Source organism: Kitasatospora sp. NPDC059599 (assembly GCF_042735125.1).
GTDB lineage: Bacteria > Actinomycetota > Actinomycetes > Streptomycetales > Streptomycetaceae > Kitasatospora.
In genome coordinates this window covers 12,990-28,764 of the sequence record NZ_JBHWCL010000130.1, presented here as the reverse complement: position 1 = coordinate 28,764, position 15,775 = coordinate 12,990, and the positions used below count along the sequence as shown (strand labels likewise).

Below are 15,775 nucleotides of genomic sequence, written 5' to 3'. Positions count from 1 at the left end.
GTTCCCGCACCGGGAACCGCGCCCCCCTCCGGGGCGGGTGCCGCCCCCTCCCGGACTCCTCGCGGAGCCCGGGGTCTCAGAGATGCTTGACCAGCTCCGGCATCAGGTCCTGGAAGGTCCGCCCGCCGGCCGGCTGGCCGATCGCGGTCATCTGCCAACCCGCCGCCGTGCGCTGCACCTTGGCCATGATCTGCGCGGTGTACGGGCCGCCGCCGGTGAGCGTGTAGCGGGCCAGCTCCGCGCCGGTGCTCTCGTCCACGAGCCGGCAGAAGGCCGCCTCGACCTCCTGGAACGTCTGCCCCGTGAAGGAGTTGACGGTGAAGAGGATCTGGTCGACCTCGGCCGACACCGCCGTCAGGTCGACCGTGATCGACTCGTCGTCGGTCGCACCGCCGGAACCGCCGACCAGGTTGTCCCCGCTGTGCCGCACCGAGCCGTCGTTGCTGGTGAGGTGCTGGAAGAAGACCACGTCCACCGGCCTCCCCTGGGCGAACAGCACCGCCGAGGCGTCCAGGTCGATCTCCCGGCCGGCGGCGAGCAGCTTGGCAAAGAAGCCCTTGCGCTCCGCTGCCTTCCAGCCGAGCCCCATCCGGACCACGCTCAGCTGCCCACCGCCCGGCTTCTCCAGGCTGATCTTCTGCCCCTTGGCCAGCGAAACGCTCATCGCGTCCTCCTCGTTCTGCACCGCCGCGTGCCGCGAATCTACAGCACTGTAGAAAAATTTCTGATCATCCGACGGCGCCCTGCGAGCACCCCTACCCCGCGCTCCCCCGTGACTCACCCCCGACAACGGTCCGCACACTGAGGGAACCGGTGGTCCGACGTCTGACGTAGCCGTGGACCGGGGCCGAACGACCGGGGCAGCCCACGGTCTAGGGTCGGCCCCGAGGCGCCGCCGGTCGCGACGACGGGCTGTTCGCACACCGTTCGTTCCGCCTCCACCACGCTCCGCTCGCCACCGTTCCCGGGTACGACTCACGCTGGGGGGACCACCATGCCCGAGCAGCACGAAGGAACCGAACAACGCACCGCCCCCGACCACCACACCGCCGACCACCACAGCGCCGACCACCACAGCGCCGCCGACCACGCCGCCGCCGACCGTGCCACTGGCCACCACACCGCGGCAGCGCCCACGAGCGCCGCCACCGCCACCCGCCTGGGCCGCCGACGCCTGCTGCGGGCCGGCCTCGGCGCGGGCGGCGCCCTGGCCGCCCTCCGCCTGCTGCCCGGCGGCCGGGCCTGGGCCGCAGCACCGGCCCCCGGGCCCGTTCTCGCGGCCGCACCGGCGCCCGCACCCGGCGCGGCCGTGGCACCCGGCGAGGCCGCGAGAGCCGCGCAGCCGGCCGCCGCCCAGGCCTGGCCCGACTGGGCCCGCTACGCCCGGATCGCCGACGGCACCTTCAACGAACCGGCCGACATGCAGAGCGCCGTCGACGCCCTGAAGGCGCAGGAGGTCAGCGTCGTCGAGCTGGACACCCTGCTCTCGAACTGGCTGACCGACGCCGAGTTCGCTGCCCACATGGCCGAGGTGAAGACCTTCATCGGCCTGGCCCACGCCGCCGGGATGAAGGTCGTCATGTACTACCCGTCGCTGGAGCTGATCTCCCCCGGCGGCGAGAAGGGCCGTTCCTTCTACAAGAACGACCAGGGCAGGAACTGGGTCCAGCGCGACCTCGCCGGCAAGCCCAACGTGTTCTACGGGAGCGTGGTGGTCTGGGTCGACCCGGGCGACGAGAGCGTCTGGCTCAGCCCGAACTCGCCCTGGCGGGACTACTACCTCAAGCGGATCAAGGGCGTGGCGGCGACCGGCGTGGACGGCATCTGGCCCGACGTGCCGATCTACTTCGACGGCGTGCTCTCCTGGTGCGACGCCTCCACCTGGGGCGCCGCCGCCTTCAAGGCCGACACCGGCCTCGCCCTGCCCAGGGCCGCGAACTTCACCGACCCGGTCTTCCGCCGCTACGTCGAGTGGCGCCACCGCAACCTGCTCCGCTTCCAGCTCGACATCGCCGACGCCGGTCGCTCCGTCAACCCCGACCTGGTCACCTTCGTCGAGACCGTCTCGATGGACTACCGCTACGCCACCTCGATCGGCCTCGACGGCGGCTACCTGCGGCAGGCCCCCGGCGCCGTCGCCCAGGTCTGGGAGGTGGACATCCTCGGCAACTACGACGGCATGCGGCACGCCACCGCCTCCGACTGGGTCTGCCTGATCTCGATGTACAAGTACGCCCGCGCCGCCAGCGGCACCAAGCCCGCCTGGGCGTTCTCCTACGGCTGGCAGCCGGACGACGCCTCGCTCGTGATGTCCCAACTGATCGCCGCCGGCTGCAACCCGTACGAGGTGAAGACCCCCTACAAGAACGACACCGTGGACGCGGCGATGCGCACCCGGATGTACCGCTTCGTGCGGACCAACCAGCAGAAGCTCTACGACCCGGCCTCCATCGCCCGGGTCGGGGTGTACCACTCCGCCCCCTCCCGGGACTACGTCGCCCCGGGTGAGGGCAACGGGATGTACGTCAACCCCACCGCCCCGGCCGGGATCACCGACTGGTGGGGTGGCGACGACCCGCAGATGAGCTGCGCGCAGGTGCCCTGGCTGGGCGAGTTCCGCGGCACCGTGAAGGCGCTGGTCTACGCCCACGTCCCCTTCGACACGGTGACCAGCCCCGGCCTGACCGCCGACGACCTGGCCCGGTACAAGGTCCTGCTGCTGCCCGACCTGCAGGCGGTGTCGGACGCCGAGGCGGCCCTGCTGCGCGCCTTCGTCGCGGCCGGCGGCACCGTCGTGATCACCGGACCGGCGCCCACCGCACTCGACGAACTGGGCGGCCAGCGGAGCGAGTTCGCCCTCTCCGACGTACTCGGCCTGCGCCGGGCCGACCCGCTGCCCGCCACCAGGCAGAACTCCTACGGCAACGGCACCTGCTGGTACGTCAAGGCGCGGGCCGGGCTCAGCTACCTGACCAGGACCGACCAGGCCTCGGCGGACCAACTGCTCACCGCCGTCCGGCAGTCCGCGCCGCCCGCGGTCACCCTGGCCGGGGACCGGCGGATCTTCCTGGACGCCCGGCAGCTCGGCGGCGACACCGTGGTCCACCTGGTGAACTTCACCGCCTTCGGTGACACCCCGGCCGCCTTCGCCACCACGCCGGCGAACTGCACGCTCTCCTACGCCCTCCCGGCCGGGGCCGACGTCACGGCCGTCACCGTCGCGAGCCCGGACGGCATCGACCCCGCGCCAAAGCCCGTCCCCTACACCGTCACCGGCGGCACGGTCAGTGTGCCGCTGACCGTCGCCCAGTACGCGGTGGTGACCGTCACCGCGGGCTGACGGCCCGCCGGTCGTCGTCGGCCGCGCAGCCGTCGGCGGTGGCGACCGGCACCGCCGGTCAGAGCACCGGAACGGGGATCCGCCGGAGGGCGGCGGGGTCGGCCCGGGCCCACCCTCGGACTCGGGGCCGGACTGCGGCCCGCCCTCGGGCTCGGGGCCGGAGCCGGGGGCCGCGCCGACAGCGAGCAGCAGGACAGCGGTCGCCGGCACCGTCACGGGCGCGCGGATCCTCGTACGCAGCAGAATGATTGACGCTCCATCAGACCGCCCGTACGCCGCGAGGGGATCAGTCGTCGCCGTCCAGCAGGTGCTGCCGGACCTCGTGGAAGGTCCAGACCCCGACGGCCGACCGGGAGAGCACCCAGATCGGGTCGAACCGGTCCGGCCAGACGTGGGGCACACCGCAGTCGGCCGCGCCGAGCGCTTCGACGATGCGCGGGATCCGCGAGTGCTCCCAGCAGATCAGCCCCGGTCCGGACCAGGACAGCACCTCCCTTGCCAGCAGGGACTCCTGGGATTCCGCGAACCCGGTGCTCACCGTCAGGCCGAGCCTGGCGGCCAGCGGGGTGACGGTCTGCCGCATCCGGTGTGCGCCGGCCGACGGGCCCCGGTCGGTGGCGGCGGTGATCCACGCCGGGGCGCGCAGTCCGGGCGCGGGCGGCGTGAACAGCGTGGGCAGGGCGTTGGCCCGGGCCCAGCCGCGCTCGGTCAGCGACTTGCCGTCCGGCCGGCCGGCCTCGTTCAGGCCGGGGTGTGCGGCGTCGGGCTTCTCGCCGTGCCGGATGACCATCACGAACGCCTCGCCACCCGGGTCGCTCGGCCCGGCCGGGGCGGCGGGCTGCCTCCCGACGGCGCAGCCCGCCAGCGCGAGCGGGGCCGCCCCCGCCAGCCCCGCCAGCAGGGCGCGCCGGGTGGGCCGGACCGTCACGCGGTGCCCCGCTCCAGCCGGACCAGCGCGTCCACCGCGACACCCTCCGCGCCCGCGCTGCGGTGACCGGGTTCGCCGCCGACCGTCCGGTGCACCCGCTCGGCGCGGACGGTGCGCAGTGCGAGGTCGGCGAGGTCGGCGAGGTCGGCGAGGTCGGCGAGGTCGGCGAGGTCGGCGAGGTCGGCGAGGTCGGCGAGGACGTCCTCCGGGGTGAACAGCACCGCCGGGTCCTGCGGGCCGCCGACGCCCTCGGTGAGGTTGCTCAGGTCGTGTCCGACGACCAACAGGGTGCCGCCGGGGGCGAGCGCGTCGGCGGCCCGGCGCAGCACCGTACGGCGGTCCCCGGCGGGCAGCTGGAGGTAGGCGACCAGGACGAGGTCGTACCCGGCGGCGCCGGCCTCGAAGGCGCGGGCGTCGCCGTGGCGCCAGGTGAGGCGGTCCGCGACCCCGTCGGGCAGGTCGGCGGTGAGCCGTTCGGCGCGCTCCAGGGCGACGGCGGAGAAGTCCAGTCCGGTGACCTCCCAGCCCCGGGCGGCCAGCCAGATGGCGTTGCGGCCCTCACCGGCGGCGAGGTCGAGGGCGTGGCCGGGGGTGCGGCCGGTCAGTTCGCGGACCACCCACCGGTTGGGCTCGGCACCCCACACCAGCTCGCTCGCGGCGTAGCGGTCGTCCCAGTCCTGGCTGTCCATCGCGCCTCCTCCGTTCGACGGCCTGTTCGTAGCGGTCAACCTACCGGGCCGCCGCGGTGCAGGCCGGGGACGGTCCAGCGGACGGACACCCTTGACGGCGAATATTGGTCCAGTCCAATCTGTTCAGTCGGGACGCGGCCGGGACGGCCGTCCGCCGCGTCCGCGCACCGCCCGTCAGCACGCGTCACCCGCCCGCGCGCCCCCACCGCGCCCGGGCCGGCTCCCCACGGCCCGTCCGGGCCACCGCACCGCCGGAACCCCCACACATCCGGAGGACCCACCGCATGCACGACCGCGTCCTGCCCGCACGGCCCGACCGCTCCGGCGAGGAGCGCACCGGGCGCCGGGCCGCCCAGCGCAGAAGGGCCACCGCGCTGGCCCTGGCCGCCACCCTCACCACCAGTGGCGCCGCCCTCGCCCTCACCTTCGGCTCCGCCTCCGCCGCCCCGGTCAACCTCCTGGCCAACGGCGACTTCGAAACCGGCACCCTGTCCGGCTGGATCTGCGCCAACGGCTCGGTCGTCACCACCCCGGTGCACGGCGGCACCCACGCGCTCAGCGGCGCCGCCTCGGCCTCCGACACCGCGCAGTGCCGGCAGACCGTCACCGTCCAGCCGAACACCACGTACACCCTGGCCGGCTGGGTGCAGGGCAGCTACGTCTACCTCGGCGCCACCGGAACGGGCGTCAACTCCTCGGCCTGGACGCCCGGCGGAACGGGCTGGAACCGGCTGAGCACCACGTTCACCACCGGCGCCTCGACGACCTCCGTCACCGTCTTCACCCACGGCTGGTACGGCACCGGCGCCTACGGCGCCGACGACCTCACGCTGACCGGCCCGGCCGGACCCACCTCCTCCAGCAGCCCGACGACGACGTCCAGCCCCACGGCATCCGCCAGCCCCACGGCCACGGGCAGCCCCACGGCATCCGCCAGCCCCACCGCCACGGGCAGCCCGACCGCGACCGGCAGCCCCACCACCGGCACCCCGACCCCGACGGCCACCTCCGGCGGCCCGGCCGGGGACGGCAAGGTCACCACCCCGACCGGCATCGCGGTCACCCGGACCACCTCCGACGCGGTCGTGCTCACCTGGCAGCCCTCCACGCTCACCAGCGGAGACGGCCCGGTCGCCTACAAGGTGTGGTCCAACGGCCAGTTGGTCGCCACCTCGATGGGCACCTCGGTCGCCGTCAGCTCCCTGCTGCCGGGCAGGGACTACACCTTCAGCGTCCAGGGCTACTCGGGAGGCCACGCCTCCGCCCAGTCCGCGCCGGTGAGCACCACGACCGGAGCCGCCCCCGCGCAACAGCCGGTCCGCTCGGCCTACTTCGACCAGTGGGGCATCTACGAGAACGCCTACTACCCGAAGAACGTGGTCACCAGCGGCGCCGCCGCCAAGCTGGACGTCATCCACTACGCGTTCGCCAACATCGACCCGACCAGGTTCACCTGTTTCCAGGCGGTGAAGGCCTCCGACTCCACCAACGAGTCCGACCCCGACGCCGGCGACGGCGCGGGCGACGCCTACGCCGACTACCAGGCCGACTACAACTCCGGCACCAGCGTGGACGGCAGCAGCGACACCTGGGAGCAGCCGCTCAAGGGCAACTTCAACCAGCTGCGCCAACTCAAGGCCAAGAACCCGAACCTGCGGTTCACCATCTCGATCGGCGGCTGGACGTACTCCAAGTACTTCTCCGACGCGGCGGCCACCGACGCCTCCCGGAAGGCCTTCGTCTCCTCCTGCGTCGACATGTTCCTGAAGGGGAACCTGCCGACCGGGGTCGCCGGTGACGCCTCGGGCGGCCAGGCCTCGGCCGCGGGCATCTTCGACGGCATCGACCTCGACTGGGAGTACCCGGGCTCCGCCGGCGGCCACACCGGCAACCACTACGCGCCCGCCGACAAGCAGAACTTCACGCTGCTGCTCAAGGAGTTCCGCACCCAGCTGGACGCCCTCGGCTCCGCGCAGGGCAAGCGCTACCTGCTGACCGCCGCACTGCCCAGCGGCCAGGACAAGGTCGCCCAGCTGGAGACCGACAGGATCGGCGCCTACCTGGACTACGCCGACGTGATGTCCTACGACATGCACGGCGCGTGGGACGCCAAGGGTCCGACCAACCACCAGGACCCGCTGCACGACAGCCCTGCCGACCCGACCACGCCGATCACCCCCGGCACCCGCAAGTACAACGTGGACACCACGGTCGCCGCGTACACCACCGGGCTGCCCGAGTACGGCATCCCCGGCGGCTTCCCCACGAGCAAGCTGGTTCTGGGCATCCCGTTCTACTGGCGCGGCTGGACCGGTGTGCCGGCCGGCCCGAACTCCGGCCTGTACCAGAGCGCGACCGGTCCGACCGCCGCCAAGCCGATGAGCCAGGAAGCCGGCCTGGCCGCCTGGAAGGAGCTCGACCCGACCGCGGCACAGACCCACTGGGACCCGGTCACCGAGAGCAGCTGGGTCTACGACGGCACCAACTTCTGGACCGGCGACACCCCGCAGGCCGTCCAGGCACGCGGGGCCTACGCCAGGAGCAAGGGACTCGGCGGCCTGTTCGCCTTCTCCCTGGAGAACGACGACACCGCCGGCACGATGCTCGACTCGATGGACGGCAGCCTGCGCTGACGGTCCGCCGGTCGGCGCGCACGCCGGACGGCCCATGCGGGATTCCGCGTGGGCCGTCCGGGCGCCGGTCCGTCCGGGCGCCGATCCGAGCGCTGGTCCGGGCGCCGAAACGGGCGCCCTGGAGACGCTCGCTTCCGGGACCGCGGGGGCCGTCAGCGCGGCGGCACCGGACGGTCACCGACGCCGCCCCATGGGGGTCAGCCCTTGAGGTCCAGCGAGGGGAAGAGGTCCTCGAACGGCTGGGTGGTCACCGAGACGCTCCGGGAGTACGGGTCGTCGAAGTCCCAGATCATGAACAGCAGGAAGGCGATCAGCGCGCTGAAGCAGAGCGCCAGCACCAGCTCCCGCCGCGTGCGCCGGATCTGCAGGGCGAACAGCATGCCGACGGTCACCACCGCGCCGCCGATCAGGCCGAACCAGACGATCCCCGGCATCCCCGGACCGGCGTTCTCACCCCGCGCGTGGCGGGCCTCGGAGGCCTGGCTGATCCGGTCCATGATCGGCTGGTACGCCTGCGCCTCCAGGTCGGAGGCCGGCGGCCGGGTGGCGACGTCCGTCTGCAGCTTCTGCAGCAGCTGGTCGCCCTTCTCGGTGATCTCGCCGTTCTCCTTCATGGAGGCCCACTCGGTGTTCACCACGTACGTGACGTAGGCGTCCACGTCGGCCCGCACCTGGTCGCGGACCTCGGCCGGGTAGACCACCGCCCGGTCGCTCACCTCGCGCAGCGACTGCGCCTCGCGGAACAGGTCGTCCTGGGCCGCGCCGCGTCCCTCCCAGACACCCGCGATGGCGAGACCGAGGACGATCGCGTAGACGACGCCGATCATCATCGTGATGTACTCGATGACGTCCGGGGTCTCGTCGGTCTTCTCCTCACTGCTCGTCCGGCGGGTCCTCAGCAGCACCACCGCCACCACGACGGCACAGGCCGACGCCATGGCGATGGTCAATGCCACCCATTCGGACATGGGAACTCCCTTCTCTGGCTTGGCTTGTGACGGATCGAAAAGCTCAGGGGACGTACGAAAAGCTCAGGGACGTACGGAAAGGCCTGGGACGTACCGGAGTTCGTAGGGAACTCGCACGGAAGGCCGGGGGACGGCCGCGGACCGGAGAACGGCCACGGGGCGGACGGCGAGCGTGCGGCCCGCGGTCCGTCAGGACCGGCCCGCGCGGCCCCGGCCCTGGCCCCGCCCCGGACGCAGGGCCGCTCCGGCGAGCACGCCGGGAACCATGATCAGCACGAGGGTGGTGGTCATCGGGGTGCCCTGGTGGCGCTGCGGCATGGCCACCGGCTTCGACGCCGGCACGCGGTACGTCGGCGGCGCGGCCGGGGTCGGCCACACCGGACTCGGGCGCGCCGCACTCGGTGGGGCGGGGCTCGGGGGCACCGGGTCGGCGGGCACCGGCGGTGCCGACGCGGCCACGGGCGGCACCGGCGCGGGCACCCGAGGTGCCGGCGCGGGGGGCGCGGGAACGGCCGGTGGCGGTGCGGGCGCGGGCGGCGGCGGAGGGGGCGGGGGTGGAGAGGGGAGCGGCGAGGGCGGTGGCGTGGGGGTCGGCGTCGCCGTGCGCGTCGGCGTCGGGGTCGCAGTGGGGGTGGGTGTCGGCGTGGGTGTCGGCGTGGGCGTGGGTGTCGGTGTCCGGGTCGGCGTCGGAGTGGGGGTCGGACTCGGGCACGGGTGGTGATGCCAGTCGTGTCCCCCGTGCTCGTCGCCCGGTCGTCCGTACTCCGGCCGGAGGCCCGCCGAGGAGGAGGGCGCGGCCGGCAACGGGGTGGCCCGGCGCGTGTGGCACGGGTGGTGCCCGGGCCGGGGCTCGTGGTCGTGGTGTCCACTGCCGACGTTCGGAGCGACGCCGACGCCGACCTGGACGTCGACGCCCACACCGACGCCCACGCTGCCGCCCGGCCCCACCGACACCGAGACGTCGGTCCCGGTGCAGACGCAGATGTCCACGGCCGGGCCGTCCGGGTGCCCTCCGGTGTGCTCGGCGCCGGAGGCGGTCGCGCCGGTGACCAGCGCGCACATCGCGACCACGCCGACCGCCGCACCGGCCAGCCGGACCCGCCGTCCGGAGGCCGCCGTCCCACCGCCGGGCAGCGGTATCCGTCGTAACTGCCGACGCGGGGACATGGGCTCCACACACCTCTCGGGTCGCCTGGGAAGGACGGGACGGAACAGGACGCGCTCGGGTCGACCGGCCCGCCACGGGGCAGGCGGAAGGGCCGCCATCGGTCGACGTCCGGCCCTTTCCCGGCGCGCTCCCGGACCGGACCGGTCTCGGCCGGTCTCGGCCAGTCGGGGTCGATCGGTTCGGGGTCGGTCGGGCACGACCGGAAGTGGCCGGACGTGATGAGGCGGACGGCCCGCCTCCGGGGGGCGAGCCGTCCGTCTTCAGGAGAAACGATCTTCGAGCCCGCCGGTTACGGCCCGCGCCCGTTGTTCCGCGCGTCCGCTCAGTGGCGGCGGTGCGCGATCTCCACGTTCTCCAGCACACCGACCGCGTCCGGCACCAGGATCGCGGTCGAGTAGTAGGCGCTGACCAGGTACGAGATGATCGCCTTCTCGTCGATCCCCATGAAGCGGACCGAGAGCGACGGCTGGTACTCGTCCGGGATGCCGGTCTGGTGCAGACCGATCACGCCCTGGTTGTCCTCACCGGTACGGATCACGAGGATCGAGCTCGTGTTCTCCTTGGTGATCGGGATCTTGTTGCAGGGCAGGATCGGTACCCCGCGCCAGGCCGGCACCTGCTGCCCGCCGAGGTCGACGTGGGTGGGGTACAGGCCCCGCGCGTTGAACTCGCGGCCGATCGCGGCGATGGTCCGCGGGTGGGCCAGCAGGTAGTCGGGGTCGCGGCGGCGGTTGAGCAGCTCGTCCAGGTCGTCCGGGGTGGGCGGGCCGGAGTGGGTCTGGATCCGCTGGTCGAAGTCGGCGTTGTTGAGCAGCCCGAACTCCTGGTTGTTGACGATCTCGTGCTCCTGGCGCTCGCGCAGGGCCTCGATGGTCAGCCGGAGCTGGTGCTCGATCTGGTTCATCGGCTGGTTGTAGAGGTCGGCGACGCGGCTGTGCACCTTGAGGATGGTCTGCGCGACGCTCAGCTCGTACTCGCGCGGCTTCAACTCGTAGTCCACGAAGGCGCCGGGGAGCTCGTACTCGCCGTGGTGGCCGGCCGACATGGCGATCTCGGCCTCGCCGCGCTCGTTCTGGGCCTGCAGCGGCAGGGCCAGGAAGGCCTGCAGGTGCTCCTGGAGGCTCGGCGCGTTGTCCCGGATGCGGGCGAAGTCGTCCCGGCTCAGGGTGAGCGCGACACCGGCGGTGGCCGTCTTCGCGGTGAAGTCCCAGACGGCGTCCGGGTTCAGCAGCGCGTCGTCGCCGAAGCGGTCGCCGTCGCCGGCCACGCCGACCACCGTCTCGTCACCGTACTTGCCGGTGCCGATCTGGTTGATCTTGCCGTGCGCGATCAGGAAGATCCGGTCGGCGGTCTCGCCCTGGGTGGTGAGCACCTCGCCGGGGCCGAAGTCCCGTTGCTGGCAACGGTCGGCCAGGGCGGTGAGCACCTCGTCGTCCTCGTAACCGCGCAACAGGGCCAGCTCACCCAGCTCGGCCGGGATCACCCGGACCTGGGAGCCGGTCTTGATGAACTCCACCACGCCGTTGCCCACGGCGTAGGTGAGCCGACGGTTGACCCGGTAGGCGCCACCGGCGGCCTGCACCCAGGGGAGCACCTTGAGCAGCCAGCGGGAGGTGATCTCCTGCATCTGCGGTGCGGACTTGGTCGTGGTGGCAAGGTTCCGGGCAGCGGCCGTCGCAAGGCTCTGCTGCTTGGCCTGCTCTGTCTCCGGGCTCGTGTCCACGGGCATCGGCAGGGGTCTCCATTCCTGTGGTGGGGTCACGCGGCCAGGGCCATGGGGAGCGCCACCGGCGCATGCCGTGACGGATCATCAGATCCGCAGACTGGTGGGGGCATTGGCGAAAGTTCCGGGTGTGCCGCCGTCTCCCGGCGACCCACCCGGAACCCTAGATCACCAGCACCCGGCCAGGCCCGTACGGACGCCCAGTACCCCCCGATAGGGTGAATCTCGCGCAGTCCGCCCCCATGGGCCCGCGAACCGGAGGAACATCCGTTCGCACCTGCGATCCCCGTGGCACCACCGGCTTTCCCGCCCGGCCGCCACCGCTCCGGACGACCGGGAGACCGTCACCGGGCGTCAACCCGGCACACCGGCCGGGCGGTTCGGATGCGGAGGTTCGAAGGCGCGGGGTCGGTGCGTCGGCCGGGGGCCTGCGGGGCGCGCGCATGCGGACGGCCCGTCAGGTGCCGGAACGGGGGTGGCCGGCACCTGACGGGAGAACGGGGTGCGCAGTGGGGGCGCGCCGGTGGCGGTCGCGAGCCCGCCCCGGTCGGCGGCGGGTCAGGCGCAGGCCACCTGGGTGCCGGGGACGCCGATGATGCCCGAGTTGTTCTTCAGCCCTGCGTTGTACTCGTAGTACAGGTAGGAGTAGAAGTCGATCCGGGTGGCGGCACCACAGGCCGAGTCCGGAGCGACGGTGTAGGTCACCGTGAAGGTGCTGCTGGCACCGGGTTCGAGCGGCACGTTGTACCGGGCGATGCCGCCGTGGACGTTGTCGCTGCAGCCGTTGGTCTGGGTGCCGCAGGCCGTCGCGGCGAACTTGAGACCGGTCTGCAGGCTGGTCGCGTAGGTCTCCTGGACGCTCTGGTACACGAACTGGATCGGGGTGTCGTACGGGTTGGTGAGCGTCAGCGTGAGCGTGAACTCGCCGCCCCGGACGGTCGTCTGTTTGTCGGAGACGGCCGTGAGGGGCAACGGGGAGTCGGCCCTGGCGGGAGCGGAGGAGAGGAGCAGACCGACGACGAGGGCCGGGCACGCGACGAGCGCGGCGCGGATCGGATGTGTTCTGCGCATGACCAGGGAGCGTAGGCGGCGGTACCGCTCGGGTTGCCCTCCTCGGCCCGATTCCGTACCGACGCAGGAGTGGCCAGCGGACACTGCGGACCGGTCGGTCCCGTTCCCCCCTCATCGGGGCGCCCGGAGGCATATGCTTCTCCGCCCGCGCGGGCAGCGACTCCCCCGCCCCCTCCCACCGGCTCCCCGGCTCCCCGGCTCCCCCGGCCGTCGCGCCGCCCGGGCGCCTCCCGGGCAGCTTCGGGCCGCCTTCAGACCGGCGACGGCAGGATGTCGCAGAGCGCCGCGACCGCCGCCGCGTAGGCGTGGTCGGGCGGCGTGGCGTAGCCGACCACCAGCCCGTCGACGGCGGGCATGGCCTCCGGGGCGATCTCCGGGTGCCGGTAGTCGGCGAGGCCGTCGACCGCCAGGCCCCGGTAGGCGGCCGCCTTGAGCACCGAGCGCTCGGTGCCCGCTTCCAGTCGCAGCACCGCGTGCAGACCGGCCGCGATGCCGGACACCTCGACGTGCGGGGCGCGCTCCGCGAGCGCGGCCACCAGGTGGTCACGGCGGTCCCGGTAGTGGCGGCGCATCCGGCGCAGGTGCCGGTCGTAGCCTCCGGAGTCGATGAACTCGGCGAGGGTCAGCTGGTCCAACGCGCTGGCCCAGCCCTCGCGTTCGCCCTTGGCTGCCAGCACCCGGTCGACCAGGTGGTCCGGCAGCACCATCCAGCCGAGGCGCAGCGCCGGGGTGAGGCTCTTGCTGGCGCTGCCGAGGTAGACCACCCGCTCGGGGTCGAGGCCCTGAAGGGCGCCGACCGGCTGGCGGTCGTACCGGAACTCGCCGTCGTAGTCGTCCTCCAGGACCAGTCCGCCGCGGCCGCGCGCCCAGTCGACCACGGCGGCGCGGCGGCCCGGGTGCAGCGGACCGCCGGTGGGGAACTGGTGGGCGGGGGTGAGCAGCGCCGTCCGGACGTCCGCGCTCTGCGCCAACTCCTCGACGAGGGCGCCCTGTTCGTCGATCGGCAGCGGAACGGCGGTGACCCCGGCGGCGGCCAGCAGCCCGCGGTGGAAGCCCAGCCCGTACGCCTCGACGGCCAGCGGGCCGTTCTCGGCGGGCGGCAGGACGGGCCACGCGCCGTCGAAGAGCAGTCGCAGGGCGTGGGCGAAGCCGGAGCAGACCACGATCCGGTCCGGGTCGGTGCGCACCCCCCGCGCCCGGGCCAGGTAGTCGGCGAGGACGGTGCGCAGCTCGCGCCGGCCTTGCGGATCACCGGGCCCGAAGGCCTCGTTGGGCGCGGCGGTGAGGGCCCGGCGGGCGGCGGCCAGCCAGGCGGTCCGGGGGAAGGACGCGGCGTCGGGCTGGCCCTGGCGCAGGTCGTGCCGGGGTCCGGGCCGGGGCGAGGGCCGGCGGGCCCGGGTGGGCGGGACGGGTTCGGCGCGTTCGGCGACGGCGGTGCCGGATCCCTGACGGGCGGTCAGCCAGCCCTCGGCGACGAGTTCGGCGTAGGCCTCGGCGGCGGTGTTGCGGGCCAGGCCGAGGTCGGCGGCGAGCACCCGGTACGGCGGCAGCCGGGTGCCGGGCGCCAGCCGGCCACTGCGGATCGCCTCGCGCAGGGCCGTCATCAGCGCGGCGCGGCGGCCGCCGGTGGCGGGGAGGTCGAGGTGCAGGTCGCTGCCGGTCGGGTGGGCGGGCTCGGAGGGGAGCGTGCCCCGCGTGTCCGTCATGTTCACGCACCCTACCCGGCGCCCCGTCCGCACCCGTCGCGCGGTCGGCCCCGGCGGCCTCCGCCCCCCTCTCCCCTTCCCTCCACCTCTTCCCCCCTAGGGGACGACGGTCACCGGCCAGCGGCCCGCCTTCACCAGCCGGACCGCCACCGATCCGATCACCTTGTGCCCGGCCTGCTCGGAGACGCCGACCACCACGGCGTCCGCGCGCAGCTCGTCGGCGAGCTTGGCCAGGCCGCCGTAGGGGTCGCCGCGCATGGTCAGGAAACGCCAGTCCACCTTCCAGACCCCGCGGACCCGCTCCTCGGCCTCGCGCAGGGCGGCCAGCAGTTCCTCGGCGATCTCCTGGGTGGTCTCCTCCACGGCGGCCCCGGCCAGGGCGGTCGCGGCGCCGAGGACCGGCTGGATGTAGGCCACCGCGAGGACGGCGCCCTGCCGGCGGGCCAGCCCTGCGGCGTAGGCGGTGGCGCGCCAGGAGGAGTCGGAGCCGTCCAGGCCGGCCAGGATCACGCCGGGCCCGTCCGTCCCCAGTTCGAAGCCCGCGGGTGCGGCCGCGGCCTGGTGCTCCCCGGCGCCGGACGGACCCCCGGCCGCGGCCGCCCCTCCCCTGCCGGTGTCCGCCGCTCCCGCGCCCGGTGCGTCCGTTGCGTCGCTGTCGTTGCTCATGATCCACAGGCTATTACCGGGACGGTGCGTAGACGCAGGGGGTACGCGGGGTGAGCCCTGTGGTGCGGGCCACCCGGGGCGGCGACGGGCGCGGCGGATTCGGCACCGGCGGCGGGCGGGCCGTCACGCGCTGTCGACGATGTGCGTGGCCTCACACGGCTTTCGGTGTGGCGGGGGCCACTTCTCCGCAGGGTTTGATCTTGGAAATAGGTGCAAACCGTGCGAAATCAGCACAATTCCTTGATCCTTACGCCCGGTAATAGCCCTCTGACGTGCCTAAACCTCCGAATCCTTGAACCGGCCACCACCGCCCCCGTAACTTCGAACCCGTTGCACCGAGCGATCCGCTCCGGACCGGCCTCACCGCCCCCCGAGCAGGAACGGTGCCGAACCACGCGAGTGACGTGTCCCCGAAACCGACGGCCTTCCGAAGGCCTGGTTCCGCGTGCTCGCAACCCCTCCGAAAGGAAATCCATGACCTTCCGTAACGAGACCGCCGCTGCCACCACCACTGCCACCCCGAAGCGCCGCAACCGCGTCCGGATGGCTCTGATGGCCGGGGCGCTCACCGCGCTGCCGGTGGCCGGCCTCGTCACGGCTACCAGCGCCTCCGCCGCGCCGGCCTCGGTCTGGGACAAGGTCGCCTCCTGCGAGGCCACCGGCAACTGGGCCATCAACTCCGGCAACGGCTTCTACGGCGGCCTGCAGTTCACCTCCAGCACCTGGGCGGCGTTCGGCGGCACCTCCTTCGCCCCGCGCGCCGACCTGGCCACCAAGGACCAGCAGATCTCCGTCGGCGAGAAGGTCCTCGCGGCCCAGGGCCCGGGCGCCTGGCCGATCTGCTCCGTCAAGGCCGGCCTGAGCAAGTAGGCCCCCCGAAGAC

The 15,775-nt window shown here is 73.3% G+C and carries 12 protein-coding genes; 4 read left to right on the top strand and 8 right to left on the bottom strand.

The window, feature by feature from the left end; translation table 11 throughout:
• Positions 1 to 76: 76 nt before the first annotated feature.
• A complete protein-coding gene (locus ACFV04_RS33405) occupies positions 77 to 664 on the bottom strand; it encodes a TerD family protein (protein WP_360257589.1) in 588 nt (195 codons plus the stop codon).
• 330 nt (positions 665 to 994) lie between these two features.
• On the opposite strand from ACFV04_RS33405, the gene ACFV04_RS33400 reads away from it, so the two are divergent.
• Complete coding sequence (locus ACFV04_RS33400; protein WP_380534591.1) at positions 995 to 3,340, top strand: beta-galactosidase trimerization domain-containing protein; 2,346 nt, start codon at positions 995 to 997, stop codon at positions 3,338 to 3,340.
• Positions 3,341 to 3,626: 286 nt separating this feature from the next.
• On the opposite strand, the gene ACFV04_RS33395 is transcribed toward ACFV04_RS33400, so the two are convergent.
• Positions 3,627 to 4,268: a hypothetical protein gene (locus ACFV04_RS33395; RefSeq protein ID WP_380534589.1), complete on the bottom strand. Its 642-nt coding sequence runs from the start codon at positions 4,266 to 4,268 to the stop codon at positions 3,627 to 3,629.
• Positions 4,265 to 4,957: a class I SAM-dependent methyltransferase gene (locus ACFV04_RS33390; RefSeq protein ID WP_380534587.1), complete on the bottom strand. Its 693-nt coding sequence runs from the start codon at positions 4,955 to 4,957 to the stop codon at positions 4,265 to 4,267. The genes ACFV04_RS33395 and ACFV04_RS33390 overlap by 4 nt, the downstream gene beginning before the upstream one ends.
• Positions 4,958 to 5,241: 284 nt before the next feature.
• On the opposite strand from ACFV04_RS33390, the gene ACFV04_RS33385 reads away from it, so the two are divergent.
• Complete coding sequence (locus ACFV04_RS33385; RefSeq protein WP_380534585.1) at positions 5,242 to 7,590, top strand: glycosyl hydrolase family 18 protein; 2,349 nt, start codon at positions 5,242 to 5,244, stop codon at positions 7,588 to 7,590.
• A 197-nt stretch (positions 7,591 to 7,787) separates the two neighbouring features.
• Here the strand turns inward: ACFV04_RS33385 and ACFV04_RS33380 are convergent, their stop codons facing one another.
• On the bottom strand, positions 7,788 to 8,558 hold the full coding sequence (locus ACFV04_RS33380; protein ID WP_380344705.1) for a hypothetical protein: 771 nt from the start codon (positions 8,556 to 8,558) through the stop codon (positions 7,788 to 7,790).
• Positions 8,559 to 8,823: 265 nt separating this feature from the next.
• On the opposite strand from ACFV04_RS33380, the gene ACFV04_RS33375 reads away from it, so the two are divergent.
• A complete protein-coding gene (locus ACFV04_RS33375; protein WP_380534583.1) occupies positions 8,824 to 9,279 on the top strand; it encodes a hypothetical protein in 456 nt (151 codons plus the stop codon).
• 769 nt (positions 9,280 to 10,048) lie between these two features.
• On the opposite strand, the gene ACFV04_RS33370 is transcribed toward ACFV04_RS33375, so the two are convergent.
• The 4 genes from ACFV04_RS33370 to ACFV04_RS33355 form a co-directional block, all read right to left on the bottom strand.
• Positions 10,049 to 11,455 (bottom strand): family 2B encapsulin nanocompartment shell protein, encoded by a 1,407-nt coding sequence (locus tag ACFV04_RS33370; protein ID WP_380534581.1) that lies wholly within the window; start codon positions 11,453 to 11,455, stop codon positions 10,049 to 10,051.
• A gap of 552 nt (positions 11,456 to 12,007) precedes the next feature.
• Positions 12,008 to 12,520 (bottom strand): hypothetical protein, encoded by a 513-nt coding sequence (locus tag ACFV04_RS33365; protein WP_380344700.1) that lies wholly within the window; start codon positions 12,518 to 12,520, stop codon positions 12,008 to 12,010.
• A 251-nt stretch (positions 12,521 to 12,771) separates the two neighbouring features.
• Positions 12,772 to 14,226 (bottom strand): PLP-dependent aminotransferase family protein, encoded by a 1,455-nt coding sequence (locus tag ACFV04_RS33360; protein WP_380534580.1) that lies wholly within the window; start codon positions 14,224 to 14,226, stop codon positions 12,772 to 12,774.
• A gap of 96 nt (positions 14,227 to 14,322) precedes the next feature.
• Positions 14,323 to 14,892 (bottom strand): universal stress protein, encoded by a 570-nt coding sequence (locus ACFV04_RS33355; RefSeq protein ID WP_380534579.1) that lies wholly within the window; start codon positions 14,890 to 14,892, stop codon positions 14,323 to 14,325.
• A 474-nt stretch (positions 14,893 to 15,366) separates the two neighbouring features.
• Here ACFV04_RS33355 and ACFV04_RS33350 point away from each other — a divergent pair, with 474 nt between their 5' ends.
• Entirely contained in the window at positions 15,367 to 15,762 is a 396-nt protein-coding gene (locus ACFV04_RS33350; protein ID WP_380534578.1) for a transglycosylase family protein, read from the top strand.
• Positions 15,763 to 15,775: the final 13 nt, after the last annotated feature.

Excerpts from the sequence above, each read along its gene's own strand:
- ACFV04_RS33405 (WP_360257589.1), bottom strand. The coding sequence starts at position 664 with ATGAGCGTTTCGCTGGCCAAGGGGCAGAAGATCAGCCTGGAGAAGCCG.
- ACFV04_RS33400 (WP_380534591.1), top strand. The coding sequence starts at position 995 with ATGCCCGAGCAGCACGAAGGAACCGAACAACGCACCGCCCCCGACCAC.
- ACFV04_RS33390 (WP_380534587.1), bottom strand. The coding sequence starts at position 4,957 with ATGGACAGCCAGGACTGGGACGACCGCTACGCCGCGAGCGAGCTGGTG.
- ACFV04_RS33385 (WP_380534585.1), top strand. The coding sequence starts at position 5,242 with ATGCACGACCGCGTCCTGCCCGCACGGCCCGACCGCTCCGGCGAGGAG.
- ACFV04_RS33380 (WP_380344705.1), bottom strand. The coding sequence starts at position 8,558 with ATGTCCGAATGGGTGGCATTGACCATCGCCATGGCGTCGGCCTGTGCC.
- ACFV04_RS33375 (WP_380534583.1), top strand. The coding sequence starts at position 8,824 with ATGATCAGCACGAGGGTGGTGGTCATCGGGGTGCCCTGGTGGCGCTGC.
- ACFV04_RS33370 (WP_380534581.1), bottom strand. The coding sequence starts at position 11,455 with ATGCCCGTGGACACGAGCCCGGAGACAGAGCAGGCCAAGCAGCAGAGC.
- ACFV04_RS33365 (WP_380344700.1), bottom strand. The coding sequence starts at position 12,520 with ATGCGCAGAACACATCCGATCCGCGCCGCGCTCGTCGCGTGCCCGGCC.
- ACFV04_RS33360 (WP_380534580.1), bottom strand. The coding sequence starts at position 14,226 with ATGACGGACACGCGGGGCACGCTCCCCTCCGAGCCCGCCCACCCGACC.
- ACFV04_RS33355 (WP_380534579.1), bottom strand. The coding sequence starts at position 14,892 with ATGAGCAACGACAGCGACGCAACGGACGCACCGGGCGCGGGAGCGGCG.
- ACFV04_RS33350 (WP_380534578.1), top strand. The coding sequence starts at position 15,367 with ATGACCTTCCGTAACGAGACCGCCGCTGCCACCACCACTGCCACCCCG.